Annotated in this window: 10 protein-coding genes; 4 read left to right on the forward strand and 6 right to left on the reverse strand. The window is 66.1% G+C overall.

What is annotated here, in order from left to right:
* Positions 1-76: 76 nt before the first annotated feature.
* From RPR59_RS07625 to RPR59_RS07635, 3 genes are read right to left on the reverse strand one after another with little or no spacing between them, the layout of a single operon-like run.
* Positions 77-901, reverse strand: a complete 825-nt coding sequence (locus RPR59_RS07625; protein ID WP_313912707.1) for a carbohydrate ABC transporter permease — start codon at positions 899-901, stop codon at positions 77-79.
* Complete coding sequence (locus RPR59_RS07630; protein WP_313912709.1) at positions 901-1821, reverse strand: carbohydrate ABC transporter permease; 921 nt, start codon at positions 1819-1821, stop codon at positions 901-903. Before RPR59_RS07630 ends, RPR59_RS07625 begins: the two co-directional genes overlap by 1 nt.
* On the reverse strand, positions 1821-2918 hold the full coding sequence (locus tag RPR59_RS07635) for an ABC transporter ATP-binding protein (RefSeq protein WP_313912711.1): 1098 nt from the start codon (positions 2916-2918) through the stop codon (positions 1821-1823). Before RPR59_RS07635 ends, RPR59_RS07630 begins: the two co-directional genes overlap by 1 nt.
* 177 nt (positions 2919-3095) lie before the next feature.
* Between RPR59_RS07635 and RPR59_RS07640 the strand changes: the two genes are divergently transcribed.
* From RPR59_RS07640 to RPR59_RS07655, 4 genes are all read left to right on the forward strand, one after another.
* Positions 3096-4595, forward strand: a complete 1500-nt coding sequence (locus RPR59_RS07640; RefSeq protein ID WP_313912713.1) for a tryptophan halogenase family protein — start codon at positions 3096-3098, stop codon at positions 4593-4595.
* A complete protein-coding gene (locus tag RPR59_RS07645) occupies positions 4592-6070 on the forward strand; it encodes a tryptophan 7-halogenase (RefSeq protein ID WP_313912715.1) in 1479 nt (492 codons plus the stop codon). The genes RPR59_RS07640 and RPR59_RS07645 overlap by 4 nt, the downstream gene beginning before the upstream one ends.
* Complete coding sequence (locus RPR59_RS07650; RefSeq protein WP_313912717.1) at positions 6067-7584, forward strand: tryptophan halogenase family protein; 1518 nt, start codon at positions 6067-6069, stop codon at positions 7582-7584. Before RPR59_RS07645 ends, RPR59_RS07650 begins: the two co-directional genes overlap by 4 nt.
* A 100-nt stretch (positions 7585-7684) precedes the next feature.
* Positions 7685-9829, forward strand: coding sequence for an alpha-glucuronidase family glycosyl hydrolase (locus tag RPR59_RS07655; RefSeq protein ID WP_432280309.1), 2145 nt, complete (start codon positions 7685-7687; stop codon positions 9827-9829).
* Positions 9830-10221: 392 nt separating this feature from the next.
* On the opposite strand, the gene RPR59_RS07660 is transcribed toward RPR59_RS07655, so the two are convergent.
* The 3 genes from RPR59_RS07660 to RPR59_RS07670 form a co-directional block, all read right to left on the reverse strand.
* Positions 10222-11784, reverse strand: a complete 1563-nt coding sequence (locus RPR59_RS07660; RefSeq protein ID WP_313912721.1) for an aldehyde dehydrogenase (NADP(+)) — start codon at positions 11782-11784, stop codon at positions 10222-10224.
* A 25-nt stretch (positions 11785-11809) separates the two neighbouring features.
* Complete coding sequence (locus RPR59_RS07665) at positions 11810-14263, reverse strand: glycoside hydrolase family 3 protein (protein WP_313912723.1); 2454 nt, start codon at positions 14261-14263, stop codon at positions 11810-11812.
* Between the two features lie 87 nt (positions 14264-14350).
* The gene (locus RPR59_RS07670; protein WP_313912724.1) at positions 14351-15556 is read right to left on the reverse strand and encodes an endo-1,4-beta-xylanase; all 1206 of its coding nucleotides are present in this window, start codon (positions 15554-15556) and stop codon (positions 14351-14353) included.
* Positions 15557-15577: the final 21 nt, after the last annotated feature.

Genomic DNA, 15577 nt, shown 5'->3' on the forward strand with positions numbered 1-15577 from the left:
CTCCCTCTCCCATCGGGAGAGGGAGGGAGCGCGCGCGCCACGGCGTGGGAAGGGTGATGGCAAACAACAGATCGTCTCATCGTCCGGCCGCTCCCGCCACCGCCTGAACGATATATTTCTGGAAGAAAAGGTAGACGATCAGGATCGGCAGCCCGGCGAACACCGCCTGCGCCATCAGGAAACCCAGCCCTTCGGTCTGGGCGAAGTTCATCTGCGTCGAGGCGATGCCGACGGTCAGCGTGTACATCGCCTTGTTGGTTGCCGAGATGAGCGGCCACCAATAATCGTTCCACGCAGTCAGGAAGGTGAAGATGCCGAGCGTGGCCTGTGCCGGTATGGTGAGCGGCAGCAGCACACGCAGGAAGATGCGCAGGCGTGAGGCGCCGTCGAGCATTGCGGCTTCGTCGATATCGCGCGGGATCGCCTTGAAATATTGCGTCATCAGGAACACCCCGAACGGGGCCGACATGCCCGGCAGCATCAGCGCAATGTAGGTGTTGTGCATCGACACCGCGCTGAACATCTGGTGCCGCGCGATGATGACCGCCTGCTCGGGCACGGCGAGTCCCAGCAGGACGACCACGAACAGCGCCCCGCGCCCCGGAAATTCCAGCCGCGCAAAGCCGTAACCGGCGAGCGAGGAGAGAACGAGCACCCCCGCCGTCATCCCCAGCGAGACGATCAGGCTGTTGCCGATCCAGCGGAACACCTGCCCGTCGCCGAACAGGATGCGGTAGTTTTCGAGCGTATAAGGCGCGTGGAAGACCGAATTGGTGTCGGCGAGCAGCGCCGCATTGGCCTTGAGCGAGAGCGCTAGCACCCAGCCCAAAGGCAGCAGCATCAGGATCGCCGCGAATATGACGAGCGCGATCGCCACCGGGTGCGTCCTGCCGACGCGCATCATGTCTCCTCCCTGCGAGACGACACCCGGTACTGCGCCATCGCCGCGAGCAGGATCATCACGAACAGCACCTGCGCGGCGGCCGAGGCATAGCCCAGCTCCCATTGCCGCCAGCCGGTTTCGTAGATGAACAGTACGATCGGCCGCGTCGCGTTGTTGGGACCGCCCAGCGTCATCAGTTGCGGCTGTCCGAAGAGCTGGAACTGCAGGATGATCTCGATAATCAACACGAGCATGAAGGTGCGCCGGATCGCCGGCAGCGTGATCCTGGTCAGCGTCGTCCAGCGCGAGGCGTTGTCGAGCGCGGCCGCTTCGTACAGGTCACGCGGCACCTGTTGCAGGGCGGCGAGGAACAGGACCATCGGCAGACCGATGCACCACCAGATGGTGGTGATCGCGATCGCCGGCATGGCGAGCGTTTCGTCGTTGAGGAACGCGACCGGCGTGCCGCCCAGCGCCTTCGTCACCACCGCGAGCAGGCCGCCATCGGGCAGGAAGACCAGCCGCCAGACCAAGGTAACCACCGTCACCGACAAGACCGTCGAGGCGAAGAAGATCGTCCGCAGCACCGCCGCCCAGCGCGTCTGCCGGTTGAGCACGAGCGCCAGCGCCAGCCCGATCGCGGCGAGGGCGGGCACGGTCAGCAGGACGAAGTAAAAGGTATTCCACACCGTTTCGAGGAAGATCGGATCGCGGAACAGGCGGATGAAATTGGCCAGGCCGACCCAGCGGTCGGTGCCGAACAGGTCGCCTTTCGTCGTCGACAGCCAGATGCCCCAGCCGAGCGGGATGACCAGCATGATCGCGAACACGGTGAGATACGGCACCACGAACAGCAGATTGCCCCAGGTCGCCGCCTGCCGCCGCTTTGGCGGTTCGGCCGGGATCGGCGCGGTGGGTTCGGAAAAGGCCGTCGCCATCAGCCGGCCCCTTCCGGGTGGTGACCGAGGCCATGCGCATCGAACAGGTGCGCGGCGTCGGTGTCGAGCGACACGCCGACCACATCGCCGACGCGAATGGACGAGACGCCTGCATCCTCGGCGACCAGTGTTTCGCCGTCGGACAGCGTCACGTGAACCAGCGTCCGTTCGCCGAGCCGTTCGACAACCGCGGCCTTGCCTTGCATCACCGCCCGCTCCATCGGCACCGGCCGCACGCATTCGGGCCGGATGCCGAGATTCATGTTGTCTGCATTGTCGAGGCTTTCGGCCGCGATCTTCGTCACGACGCGCGTTCCGTCGCCCAGCCGCACGATCGCGTGGCCCGCCTCGGCATCGTCCATCGCGGCGGGCAGCAGGTTGATGCGCGGCGAACCGACAAAGGTCGCGACGAACTGCGTGCGCGGGCGAAGATAGATTTCCATCGGCGTGCCGACCTGTTCGATCCCGCCGCCGTTCAGGATGACGATGCGGTCGGCGAGCGTCATCGCCTCCACCTGGTCGTGGGTGACGAAGATCATCGTCGCGCCCAGCCGTTGGTGGAGCTGCGCGATTTCCAGCCGCGTGCGGTTCCTGAGCGCGGCGTCGAGGTTCGACAGCGGCTCGTCGAGCAGGAACAATGCCGGTTCCTTGACGATCGCGCGGGCGATGGCGACGCGCTGCCGCTGACCGCCGGAAAGCTGTCCGGGCTTGCGGTCGAGAAGCGCAGATATCTCCAGGCTCTCGGCCGCCGCTTCGGCCCGGCGGGTGATCTCCGCCTTGTCGACGCCGGCGTTGCGCAGGCCGAACGCCATGTTCTCGCGCACCGTCATGTGCGGGTAGAGCGCATAATGCTGGAACACCATCGCCACGCCGCGTTTGCCGGGCGGCAGATGGTCCACACGGGCATCGCCGATATGGATCGCACCCGAATCAACCGTCTCCAGCCCCGCGATCATGCGCAGCAATGTCGATTTTCCGCAGCCCGACGGACCCAGGAACACGACGAACTCGCCGGGCGCGATCTCCAACGACAGCCGGTCGACCACTCGCAGCGATCCGTAGCTCTTGCTGACCTGCGCCAGGGTTACGCCCGACAAGCCATCCTCCACCTCTTCTTATTTGTCTGAGTAGTGGAGCGAATGGCACGACGCTGTCAACCGATCGTGCGGCCGGCGTCGTTCCGGCCCGCGCGCCGGCGGCGGCTCGGGCGAGATATTGTCGCCAGGTGCCCGGCGGATATGGTAGCGGTCCCGCAACGGGAAGGAGAGGGAGCGATGGCCGAGCGCGTGCGCGTGACGATCGTCGGCGGCGGGACGGCGGGTTGGATGGCCGCGGCGGCCCTGGCGGCGCTGTTGCCGCGCAAATGCGCCGTCACGCTGATCGAATCGGAAGCGATCGGCATCATCGGCGTGGGCGAGGCGACGCTGCCGCATCTCAAGGCGTTCAACGACCGGCTCGGCTTCAACGAGGCGGCGTTCATGGCGGCGACGCGCGCGACCTATAAGCTGGGGATCGAATTTCGCGACTGGGCGCGCATCGGCGACAGCTACATTCACCCCTTCGGCGCGTTCGGCAACGATATCGGCGGCGTTGGTTTCCACCACTATTGGCACCGCGCACGTGCGGCCGGACAGGCGGAGGACCTGGACGCCTATTCGCTGCCGGTGGTCGCGGCGCGCATGGCGCGCTTCACGCCGGCCGACACCATCGCCCGGGCGCCACACGGGTTCAGCCATGCCTATCAGTTCGATTCGACGCTGTACGCGCCCTATCTGCGCCGCTTCGCCGAGGCGCGCGGCGTGGAACGCATAGAAGGCAAAGTGGTGGACGTGGCCCGCCACGGCGAAAGCGGCGATATTCGCGCCGTGACGCTGGAGGACGGCCGGTCTTTCGAGGGCGACCTGTTCCTCGACTGCTCCGGTTTTCGCGCGCTGCTGATCGACGGCGTGCTGGAAGAACCGTTCGAGGACTGGTCGCGCTGGTTGCCATGCGACCGTGCGGCGGCGGTGCCGTGCGCAGTACAGGCGGGGCCGCTTCTGCCCTATACGAGCGCGATCGCGATGCCGTCGGGCTGGCGGTGGCGCATTCCGCTGCAGCACCGGGTCGGCAACGGCTATGTCTATGCTTCCGGCCATTGTTCGGATGACGAAGCGGTGGCGGCGATCCTGGGCGCGATCGAGGGCGAGCCGATCGCTGAACCGCGCATCCTGCGCTTTCGCGCCGGTCGGCGACGGCGCGGCTGGGTGAACAATTGTGTGAGCGTGGGCCTTTCGGGCGGCTTTTTGGAACCGCTCGAATCGACGAGCATTTATCTGGTCCAGCTTTGCGTGCAGACGCTGATCGAGCTGTTTCCGCAGGACGGCGTCGCCGCGATCGACCGCGACGAGTTCAACCGGGTGCTCGATCTGGAATATGACCGGATTCGCGACTTTCTGATCCTGCATTATCACGCGACGCAGCGGAGCGATTCGGCATTCTGGGAACGGATGCGGACGCTCGATATTCCCGACAGCCTGGCGGAAAAGATAGAGTTGTACCGTCGCCGCGGGCGCGTGGCGCAATATGGTCGCGGACTGTTCCTCGAACCGAGCTGGATTGCCGTTTATGCGGGGCAGCGGATCGTCCCCGACGGCTTCGACCAGCGGGCCGGGGCGGGGTCGATCGAAGCGGTGGCGAAGGGGATGGAGGCGTTCCGCCGGCGCACGGCCGAAGTCGCCGCGGGGATGCCGGGCCATGTCGACTATATGATGCGAACCGGCGCGATGGCGGCATGACGGCGCGGCCGATCACGCGGATCGCCATCGCCGGCGGCGGGGTGGCGGCCTGGGCGGCGGCGCTCGCCTTTGCCCGGCGGCTGCCCGGAACGCAGGTGACGGTGGTGCCGACGGATGATGCGCCGTGCGGGATGGCGGACCGGTTCGGCACGATGCAGGTATCGGCGCGAGACTTCCATCTGCGCGCCGGGATCGACGAGCGCAAGCTGCTCGCGACATGCGGGGGCGCCTTTCGCCTCGGCACGCGCTTCGACGGCTGGATGCGCATGGGCGGACATTTCGTCCGGCCGATCGGCGGCCATGGCCGGTCCGTCAGCGGCGTGCCCTTCCATCAGGCGTGGATCGCGGCGGCGCACCGCGGTGCGGCACCGGCGTTCGATCGCTTTTCTCCCGCCGCCGCCCTGATCTCTGCTGGACGGTTTCGACCGCCGGCGGTGGACGCACGGTCGCCGTTCTGGGGCTTCGACGTTGCGATCGCGGTGGATCCGGCCGCCTATCGCGAGGTGCTGAGACAGGCGGCGCTTGCGGCGAACGTCGCGACCGCGTCGCGCCTGTGCGGCGTGTCGGCGACGGGCGAGCGGGTGACGGGCCTGCACGGAGTGGACGGCGAAACGATCGACGCCGATCTGTACGTCGATGCAAGCGGGTCGGCGGCGGCGCTGCTGTCGAGCCTGGAGGGAGGCGATGCGCGCCGCGACTGGTCGCACTGGCTGCCGAACGACCGGGTTCAGGTGACGCGCGAGCGATCGGGACCCGAGCTGATACCGGCGGACATCGTCATGGCGGAGCGGGTCGGCTGGCGCCTGACAAGTGATTTGCCGGCGGGGCGCACCATCGCACGCGTTTATTCCTCCCGGCGGCTGAAGGACGAGACGGTCGCGCGCGCCCTCGGCGACGCAGCCGAGCGGCTGGAAATCCGGCCGGGCCGGCGCGCGGCTGCCTGGATCGGCAATTGTGTCGCGATCGGTGATGCGGCGGTCGAATGCGAGCCGCTGGAGGCGCCGCATTGCCATCTGATCCATGCGGCGATCGATCGTATTCTGAACCTGTTGCCCGACACGGAGTTCGCGCCGCTGGAACTTGCCCGCTATAACCGCGAATGGGGCGAGGAGGCGGACCGGCTGCGCGACTTCCTGATCCTGCATCATGCCGTTTCAGGCCGGAACGACCCCTGTTGGAAGCGGCTGCGCGACGTCGAGCTGCCGGACGAACTGAATTACGCGCTGGCGCTGTTCCGCGAACGCGGGCGATTGCCGTTGCGCAACTTCGGAAGTTTCGGTCCGGAGGCCTGGTATGCGGTGCTGCTGGGGGCGTCCGTGTTGCCGCGCCATGCCGACGCGCTTGCCGATAACCTTACGGCGCAGCAGTTCGCGTCCTTCGCCGACACCTTCCTCGGCGCGATGGCGACGGAGCTGAACGCCGCTCCGCGCCACGATACCGTCCTGGCGCGGCTGCGCAGCGCGCGGGCAGCATGAACGGCGGCGCGGACCAGCGGCTGCGCGACGTCGTGATTGTCGGCGGCGGGACGGCGGGATGGATGGCGGCCGCCGCCTATGGCCGGTTCCTCAACAACGGCCATACGCGCGTCACGCTCATTGAATCCGACGCGATCGGAACCGTTGGCGTGGGCGAGGCGACGATCCCGACCATTCTGGGCTTCAACCAGATGCTGGGCATCGACGAAGCGGCGTTCCTGCGGGCGACGGGCGGAACGTTCAAGCTGGGCATCGAATTCAGCGACTGGGGGGCGGTCGGCGACCGCTATCTGCATCCGTTCAGCAGTTACGGCCAGCCGCTTCAGGGCGTGCAGTTCCACCATATCCGCGAAAAGCTGGCGCGGCTCGGCAGGGCCGGGCCGCTGGAGGAATATTCGCTTTGTGCCGCGGCGGCGGCGCGGGGTCGCTTCGCGCACCGCGCTGGCGATTCGCGCTCGCCCTTTTCGCGCCCGGTTTACGCCTATCATTTCGATGCCGGCCACTATGCCAGATTCCTGCGCGACTATGCAGAGCGGCTGGGCGTGCAGCGTATCGAGGGGCGGATCGAGGAGGTCGAGCAGGACGGGCAGAGCGGATTCGTCACCGCCGTGCGGCTTTCGGACGACCGGCGTGTCGCGGGCGACCTGTTTCTGGACTGTTCGGGGTTTCGCGCGCTGCTGCTGGGGCGAACGCTGGGTGTCGGGTTCGAGGATTGGAGCCATTGGCTGCCATGCAACCGCGCTGTCGCGGTGCCCAGCGAAGCCACCGCGCGGCCGCGGCCTTATACCCAGGCTTTCGCCCGCCCGGCGGGGTGGCAATGGCGCATTCCGCTGCAGCATCGCACTGGCAATGGCCATGTCTATTGCGATGCGTACATGACGCCGGACGAGGCAGAAGCGACATTGCTCGAGACCCTGGAGACAAAGGCGACGGCGCCGCCGCGCCATCTTGCCTTCACCGCGGGACGGCGCGAGCGCTTCTGGGAGAAGAACGTCGTCGCCATCGGCTTGTCGAGCGGTTTTCTGGAGCCGCTGGAATCGACCAGCATCCATCTGATCCAGACCGGTATTTCCAAGCTGATGGCGCTGATGCCGGACCGCCGCTTCGCCGCGATCGAGCGCGATACCTACAACCGGCTGATGCGCCGAACGGTCGACGGCGTGCGCGACTTCATCATCCTGCATTATGCCGCGACCCAGCGGGACGACACGCCGTTCTGGAACCGGTTGCGGACCATGGAGCTGCCGGACAGCCTGGCCGAGAAGATCGCGCTGTTCCGCGACAAGGGGCGTTTCTTCCGCTATGACGACGAACTGTTCGACCTGTCCAACTGGGTGGCGGTGATGGTGGGCCAGAACTGGACTCCGCAGGGATACGACCCCATCACCGACGCGCTGGACGAGGACCGGCTGGCGGCGGCGCTGGAGCAGATGCGCCGCATCATTCGGGACAATGCCGCACAGATGCCGCTGCACGGCGACTATGTACGCGATTTCTGCGCCGCGGGGCGATGAGCATGTAATGGGTGTCGCTGCTTGGTTGCCGATTGCGCCGGTGTCTGTGATACCGCTACCAACAATGCGGGCGATCAGACGCGGGAGAGGTTGAATGCGGATGCTGCGCGGAATGTGCCTTTGGCTGCTGGCGGCGATGGTGCTGGCGCCGGTGGCCCGAGCCGAGGACGGATACCGGCTCTGGCTGCGCTATGACGCACTGAGCGCGCAGCGGGCGGGTGCGGTTGCGCAGCGCGCCGCGAGCATCACCGGGCCGGACCGCCCCTCTGCGGTGGTCGCATCGGCGATCAGCGAGCTTCAGCGCGGGCTGGGCGGAATGCTGGCGCGCGAAATCCCGGCGGGGACGCAAATTTCCGCCGGAACGGTGATTCTCGCCAACCCATCGGTGCAGGCGCGCCTCGGCATCGACCTGCCGCTTTCCGACCTGGGAGCCGAAGGATATCTGCTGCGCAGCATGACGCTGGACGGAAAACCCGTCACCGTGGTCGCGGCGAATGGCGATGCCGGCCTTCTATACGGTGCCTTCGCGCTTCTCGAACATATCCAGCGCGGACTTCCGATCGACGAAATGAACATGCGATCGGCGCCGAAGCTGCAACTTCGCGTGCTCGACCATTGGGATAATCTCGACGGGTCGGTGGAGCGCGGCTATGCCGGGCAGTCGATCTGGAACTGGTGGACGCTGCCCGAGCATGTCGATCCGCGGCTGGTCGATTACGCCCGCGCCAACGCTTCGATCGGCATCAACGGTGCGGTACTCAACAACGTCAATGCCAGCGCACTGAGCCTGACGCCACGCTACATCGCAAAGGCGGCGGCGATCGCGGACACCCTGCGCCCCTGGGGGATGAAGGTCTATCTGTCGGCGCGCTTTTCCGCGCCGATCGAGCTGGGCGGGCTCGACACCGCTGACCCGCTCGACCCGGAGGTGGCCGCCTGGTGGAAGGCGAAGGCGGACGAGATCTACGCAAGCATCCCCGATTTCGGCGGGTTCCTGGTGAAGGCGAATTCCGAAGGGCAGCCGGGGCCGCAGGATTATCACCGCAGCCATGCCGAGGGTGCGAACATGCTGGCAGCGGCGGTGGCACCGCATGGCGGCATCGTGATGTGGCGCGCCTTCGTCTATTCGGCCGAGGACGCGACCGACCGGGCGAAACAGGCCTATGCCGAGTTCAAGCCGCTGGACGGCACGTTCGCGGACAATGTGCTGTTGCAGGTGAAGAACGGGCCGATCGATTTCCAGCCGCGAGAGCCGTTCCACCCGCTGTTCGGCGCGATGCCGGAAACGCCGCTGATGATGGAATTCCAGATCACCAAGGAATATCTGGGGCAGGCCACGCACCTCGTCTATCTCGGTCCGTTATGGGAAGAGGTGCTGGAGGCGGACACCCGCCGGCACGGTGAGGGGGCGACCGTCGCCAAGGTGATCGAGGGGCGGTACGGCGCACACAAGCTGACCGGCATGGCCGGCGTCGCCAATATCGGCGACGATCGCGATTGGACGGGATCGACGTTTAACCAGGCCAACTGGTTCGCGTTCGGCCGGATGGCCTGGAACCCGCAAAGCTCGGCGCGCAACATCGCGGTCGAATGGGCGGAACTGACTTTCGGCCCGCGCGACGACGTGACGCGCACCGTGCTCGACATGATGATGACCTCGCGCGAGGCGGTGGTGAACTATATGACGCCGCTGGGTCTGGCGCACCAGATGGCGACGGGGCATCATTACGGACCGGGACCGTGGGTCAGCGATCTCGGCCGGCCGGAATGGAATCCGGCTTATTACAACCGCGCGGATAAAGACGGCATCGGCTTCGACCGCACGGCGAGCGGCAGCAACGCGATCGCACAATATGCGCCGCCGGTCGCGAAAGAGTTCGGCGATCTCGCCGCCGTGCCCGACCGGGACCTGCTATGGTTTCACCATCTGGCCTGGGACTACCGGATGCGATCGGGCGAGACGCTGTGGCAATCGCTGCTCGATCATTATCAGACCGGTGTCGAACAGGTGCAGGCGATGGAGCGGCAGTGGCAGTCGCTGAAGGGCGACATCGACCCGCGCCGCTTCGCCAAGACGGCCGATTTCCTGCGCATTCAGGAAAAGGAAGCGAAATGGTGGCGCGACGCCTCGGTGCTGTATTGGGAAAGCGTGTCGGGCAAGCGGGCGCCGGAAGGATATCCGGAACCGGCGCATGATCTGGACTATTACAAGGCGCTGCGCTTTCCCAACGCGCCGGGGCATTAGAGCGTTTCCCGGTCAGGTTGGATCATCCTTCTTTTGCTTGCAGGAACACGAATCCACGACGCCGGGAATATCCCAAAGGAGACTTCGACCAACTTTAACCGTCATGCTGAACTCGTTTCGGCATCCGTCTTTCGTCTTGCTCCGCTCGTGCTTGTTGATCGGTGGACCCTGAAACAAGCTCAGGGTGACGAGCGGCGTTTAGAACTGATCGAATTCACCTCTATAGCTTCAAGCGACACTGCTCGCTGCTCCGGACCCCGGATCAAATCCGGGGGCGACGGAAGAAATGAGGTCGTTCCGTTCAGCGAGATTCGTATCAGAACACGAGCAGCACCCACGAAAAAGGCCGGCGCGCGAGTGGCGCGCCGGCCTGGTCCCCGCGACAGGCTCGCTTATTCGGACTCGCCGTCGACAATGCGCGGCAGGTGGAGCGGATTGTCGTGCTTCACCGCCTTGGGCAGCAGCGCGTCGGGCAGGTCCTGATAGCAGACAGGGCGCAGGAAGCGTTCGATCGCCGCCGTGCCGACCGAAGTCGTGCGCGGATCGGAGGTGGCGGGGAAGGGGCCGCCGTGAACCATGGCGTAGCTTACCTCGACACCCGTGGGCCATGCGTTGGCAAGGATGCGGCCGGCCTTGCGTTCCAGGATCGGCACCAACTTCTTCGCCGTCTCGTGATCGCCTTCGTCGATCTGCAGCGTGGCGGTGAGCTGGCCTTCCATGCCTTCGAGCACCTGGGCGACCTGGTCGAAGTCGGTGCAGCGCACGATGATCGAGGCCGCGCCGAACACTTCGTGCGCCAACTCGGGGTTGCGAATGAACGCCTCGCCCGTCGTCTCGAACAGCGCCGCCCGGCCACGGTTGCACCCCGTCCCTTCGGCCCCGCGGGCGAGGGTTTTCACGTCGCTCTGCCCCGAAAGTTTCTGCACGCCCTGGTCATAATTCTTGTGGATCCCGCCCGTCAGCATGACCTGCGGCTGCGCTTCCTCCAGCGCCTTGGCGGCGGTGTCGGCGAACGCATCGAGATCGGGCCCGTCGAGCGCGACGACGACGCCTGGATTGGTGCAGAACTGGCCTGAACCCAGCGTCAGCGATCCGACATAGGCCTTGCCCAGATCCTTGCCGCGTGCCTTCAGCGCTTCGGGGAAGAGGATGACCGGGTTGATGCTCGACATCTCCGCATAGACCGGGATCGGCTCGGGGCGCTTCTGCGCGATCTCGACCAGTGCCAGGCCGCCGCCGCGCGAACCGGTAAAGCCCACGGCCTTGATGCGCGGATCCTTGACCAGTGCGGCGCCGAGATCGTTCGACGTACCCTGCACCAGCGAGAACACGCCTTCGTGCAGCCCGCATTTCTTCACCGCACTCTGAATGGCGCGGCCGACCAGCACCGAGGTGCCGGGATGCGCGGGATGGCCCTTGCACACCACCGGGCAACCGGCGGCGAGCGCCGAGGCGGTATCGCCACCCGCGACAGAGAAAGCGAGCGGGAAGTTGGACGCGCCGAACACGGCGACGGGGCCAATGGCGATGCGGCGCTGACGAAGGTCGGCGCGCGGCATCGGCTGGCGATCGGGCATGGCGTTGTCGACCACGACATTGGCCCAGCGGCCCTGACGCAGCAGCTTCGCGAACAGCCGGAGCTGCCCGCAGGTCCGGCCGCGCTCGCCGGTCAGGCGTGCCTCGGGCAGGCCGCTTTCGGCCACCGCGCGTTCGACAAGGCCGTCCGTCCCCTCGATCTCCGCCGCAATGGTCTCCAGAAACGTCGCGCGATCTTCCGGGTCGGTTTCGCGGTAGCTGTCGAACGCATCCGCTGCGAGCTTACAGGCCTCGGCCACGTGATCCGTGGTCGAGACCGCGAAATCAGTGTCGAGGGCTTCGTCGGTCGAGGGATCGATCGCCCGGAACGTCTCGTCGGTCGTGAGAGCGCGCGATCCGATGAGGAAGCTTCCATCCATGAGTTCAATCTCCGTTAAATCGTGGTCAGTCGGGGCAGGCCGCGCCCGCCGGGTCCGTCGCCAGCCGAAGATCGGAAAGCGACATTGCGAACGGTCCCTGCGCGGTGATGGCAAAGGGCGAACGCACATGTTCGATGTCCGTGCCATGATTACGCAGACATTTGAGTGGTACGCGCATCGTCTGCCAGCCACCGGTCGATTTGTCCAACAATCGGGTGACATCGATCGATCCGTCGCCCATGGCCAGAGTCACCTTGCCGGTCGGGGCAGTGTCGACGCGATAGATCATCTGCAACAGGATATCGGCGTTTGTCTCCCGCGACAGATCGAGTTCCGGCCCCGTGATGCGATAGGTGCCGCCGGCGCCGGCGGGCCAGGTGAGGGCGATCGCACCTTCCTGCACGTCCTGGCTGTCGGTCGGCTGCTGCCGCACACCCTCGGCCGCGGCGGCGAAAGGGGCCGGCACCTTGCCCTTGGCGAAGAACAGGCTGGAATTGGCGAGGCTGGCATCGACGCCGGCGACCTCGCCAAGGTGCGGCAGATGGCCGTCCTCGCCATAGGTCAATCCGTAGCCGAGCGGGAAGAGCGGGTCGTAGCCGGGCTCGCCCTTGTTGAGGGTGAACTGGCCGGCGGTCTTCGGCCAACTGAAGGACAGGGTGCCGGTGAAGTCGGCGCGCGGCGCGCCGTCGGGCGTGCCGATCAGCACGTCGGCGACGCCGCCGCCCTCGCTGCCCGGAAGCCAGGCCGCGACGAAGGCGTCGGACTGGTTGATTTCGGGGTTCACCCACAGCGGACGGCCGGAGAGGAAGACCGAGACGGTGCGGATGCCCTGACCCTTCAGTTTCTTCAGGAGCGCGAGCGCTTCCTTGTCGCCGGGCTGGAATTCGAGCGTGCGTACGTCGCCGCGCATTTCGGCATAGGGTTGTTCGCCGAAGACGACGATGGCGAGGTCGGGTTTTTTCGTGAAGCTGCCGTCGACGCTGAGGGTGGCCGAGCCGCCGCCCGCCTTCATCGCCTCGGCGATGCCGCCATAGATGGACTGGGCGTTGGGGAAATCCTCGCGCGTGTTGCCGTCGCCCTGCCACGAAAGGGTCCAGCCGCCCGACTGCATGCTGATGTCATCGGCGCCGGGGCCGGCGACCAGCACGTCCGCGCTCGACTTCACCGGCAGCACGCCGTCGTTTTTCAGCAGCACGAGTGATTTGCGCACCGCCTCGCGCGCGATGGCCCGGTGCTCGGGCGAGCCGATGAGCCGGAACCGGCCTTCATAGGGGCGGGCATGGTTGAACAGGCCGAGCTTCGCCTTGACGCGGAGGATGCGGCGAACGGCGTCGTCGACGCGCGCCATCGGGATGCGGCCGGACTTCACCTGGGCCACGGTGTTGTCGAACAGCCCCTTCCAGCTATCGGCCGCCATGGCCATGTCGAGCCCGGCGTTGAAGGTGACGGGGCAGTTGGTCTTGGTGCAGCCTTCGACCTGGCCGTGGCCGTTCCAGTCGCCGACGACGAAGCCGTCGAAGCCCATGCGGCCCTTCAGCACGCCCGTCAGCAGCGACTTGTTGCCGTGCATCTTGACGCCCTGCCAACTGCTGAACGATGCCATGACGGTCTTCACGCCGGCCTCGATCGCGGCGGGATAGCCGGCATTGTGGATGCGGATCAGTTCGGATTCAGGGATATCGGCATCGCCCTGGTCGATGCCGTCCTTTGTGCCGCCATCGCCCAGAAAGTGTTTGGCGGACGCCGCCACGCGACCGTTCTGGATCGTGCCCTTGCCGGGTTCGCCCTGCAGGCCGAGAACCATCTGACCGGCATAGGATCGCACGACGTCCGGATCTTCCGAATAGCCTTCATAAGCGCGGCCCCAGCGTTCGTCCTGTGGCACGGCGAGTGTCGGACCGAACGCCCAGTCGATGCCAGCGGCGGCGGTCTCCTCCGCCGTCGCCTTGCCGATGCGGCGTATCAGCGCCGGATCGTGCATCGCGCCCAGGCCGACATTGTGCGGGAACAGGGTGGCGCCGACGATATTGCTGTTGCCGTGTACGGCGTCGATGCCGAACATCAGCGGAATGGGGACATGGCCCTCGCGCTCTTCCAGCGCGACCTCGTTGAAGGCACGCGACGTTTCCAGCCAGGGTTTCGGGCCGGAACGATCCGGCGCGTTCAGCGGCGGCGAACTGCCGCCGGCGAGGATGCTGCCGACCGGATATTCACGCAGGTCTTCCGGCTTGATCGAGCCGATGTCGCCCTGGATCATCTGACCGACCTTTTCGCGCACGCTCATGCGGTCCATCAGATCGGTGATGAACGCCTCGGTCTCGGAATCGACCAGCCCGGGGCTTTGCGCCTCCGGCCAGAGATCGGGATGGGCGACGCCGGCTTCTTCGGCCTTGGCGACGTCCTTCTGCTGCGCTGCGAGGGGGGCGGCGGCGATCATCGCGCCCATCAACGTCATCCACATGGGTCCGTGGCGCTTCATCCGGCTTCTCTCCTGTTAACCGACTCCGGCGTTTCGCGCCTTACCATAATCATATGTCCTGAGAGCGCTATCATTTCACGCGAGAATTCAGGATCTGGCTTGCCGAGGCCGCGCGAAAGCGTCGGCGATCGCGCCGCGTAGCGGCTTGACCCGGAAGCTGGCGTCATAGGGGCAGGGGCGCTTGGGGCGACCATCGGCGCGGGGGTCCCGATTCTGCAGCCAGCTATATTTGTCGCACATCCCCCAGACGAGGACGTCGCGGAGCTGCGGATAGGCGAACATCACGTCCAGATAGGCGTGTGCATAATCGGCCATCGCACGATCCCGCGCGGTGACATCGGCGGGAAGGGCATCGCCGCGCACGTCCAGTTCGGTGATCACGAGGTCATAGCCCATGCCCGTCACCCGATCGAGAAAGTCCCGCCATTCGGGCGTGTAGTCCGCTGCAAGCTGGTCGACCGGCCGATCTTCGAAGATGCCGATATGCGATTGTACGCCCAGGACATCGACCGGCACCCCGCGGTCCCGAAAACCCTTCAGCAGCTTCAGCACGCCCGCGCGATGTTCGGCGTTGTCCGGCTCCCAGCTCATATAGTCGTTATAGACGAGCTGCGCGTCGGGGCTTTCCTCGCGCGCGGTGCGAAAGGCGAGGTCGAGCGTCGCCTCCGCGCTGCCGATCGCATCGGACAGGGCAGTGGTGTAGAGCGTACCGTCTTGATTGCTGACGGCTTCGTTGACGACATCCCAGCTATGGATCCGGTCCTTGTAGCGGCCCATCACGGTGCGGATATGCTCGATCAGGAGCCGCTTGCCTTCGGCTTTCGGGTCCGGACCGAAGTCGTGATTGCGTTCCCAGGCAGGCATCCATTTCGGTTGGTGCCACAACAGATTATGGCCGCGTACCGCGAGGCCTTGCCGGGTGGCATAGTCCATCATGGCGTCGAACCGATCGAAGTCGAAGGTCGTCGCGCTGGGGCGGACCGCCTGCCACTTCATCTCGTTCTCGGGCACCAGGATGCCGCAATCGCGTTCCAGCAGCGCGGCATAATCCGGATTGGCGAACGATCCGGCGTCGGCGCCCGGCGGGCTCCACGCATAAGCCGAGCCGAAGCGCATGTTGCGCTTGCGCGCGGCCTGGTTGAGCGATGCCGTGGGAGTCGGCGCGGGCCCAGGGGATCGCGTGGGGCTGGGGGCCGCCGGCGTCGCCATGCCGCCGCCGCCGCCGCTGCAAGCGCCGGCGGCAAGCCCGATCAGCGCGGCAAGTCCTTCGCGGCGGGTCCAGTTCCGTTTCATCGCATTCTCCCGGAAGGTGGT

The organism is Stakelama saccharophila, from assembly GCF_032229225.1.
GTDB classification, from domain to species: Bacteria; Pseudomonadota; Alphaproteobacteria; order Sphingomonadales; family Sphingomonadaceae; genus Sphingomonas; species Sphingomonas saccharophila.

Excerpts from the sequence above, each read along its gene's own strand:
- RPR59_RS07640 (WP_313912713.1), top strand. The coding sequence starts at position 3,096 with ATGGCCGAGCGCGTGCGCGTGACGATCGTCGGCGGCGGGACGGCGGGT.
- RPR59_RS07630 (WP_313912709.1), bottom strand. The coding sequence starts at position 1,821 with ATGGCGACGGCCTTTTCCGAACCCACCGCGCCGATCCCGGCCGAACCG.
- RPR59_RS07645 (WP_313912715.1), top strand. The coding sequence starts at position 4,592 with ATGACGGCGCGGCCGATCACGCGGATCGCCATCGCCGGCGGCGGGGTG.
- RPR59_RS07650 (WP_313912717.1), top strand. The coding sequence starts at position 6,067 with ATGAACGGCGGCGCGGACCAGCGGCTGCGCGACGTCGTGATTGTCGGC.
- RPR59_RS07655 (WP_432280309.1), top strand. The coding sequence starts at position 7,685 with ATGCTGCGCGGAATGTGCCTTTGGCTGCTGGCGGCGATGGTGCTGGCG.
- RPR59_RS07625 (WP_313912707.1), bottom strand. The coding sequence starts at position 901 with ATGCGCGTCGGCAGGACGCACCCGGTGGCGATCGCGCTCGTCATATTC.
- RPR59_RS07665 (WP_313912723.1), bottom strand. The coding sequence starts at position 14,263 with ATGAAGCGCCACGGACCCATGTGGATGACGTTGATGGGCGCGATGATC.
- RPR59_RS07660 (WP_313912721.1), bottom strand. The coding sequence starts at position 11,784 with ATGGATGGAAGCTTCCTCATCGGATCGCGCGCTCTCACGACCGACGAG.
- RPR59_RS07670 (WP_313912724.1), bottom strand. The coding sequence starts at position 15,556 with ATGAAACGGAACTGGACCCGCCGCGAAGGACTTGCCGCGCTGATCGGG.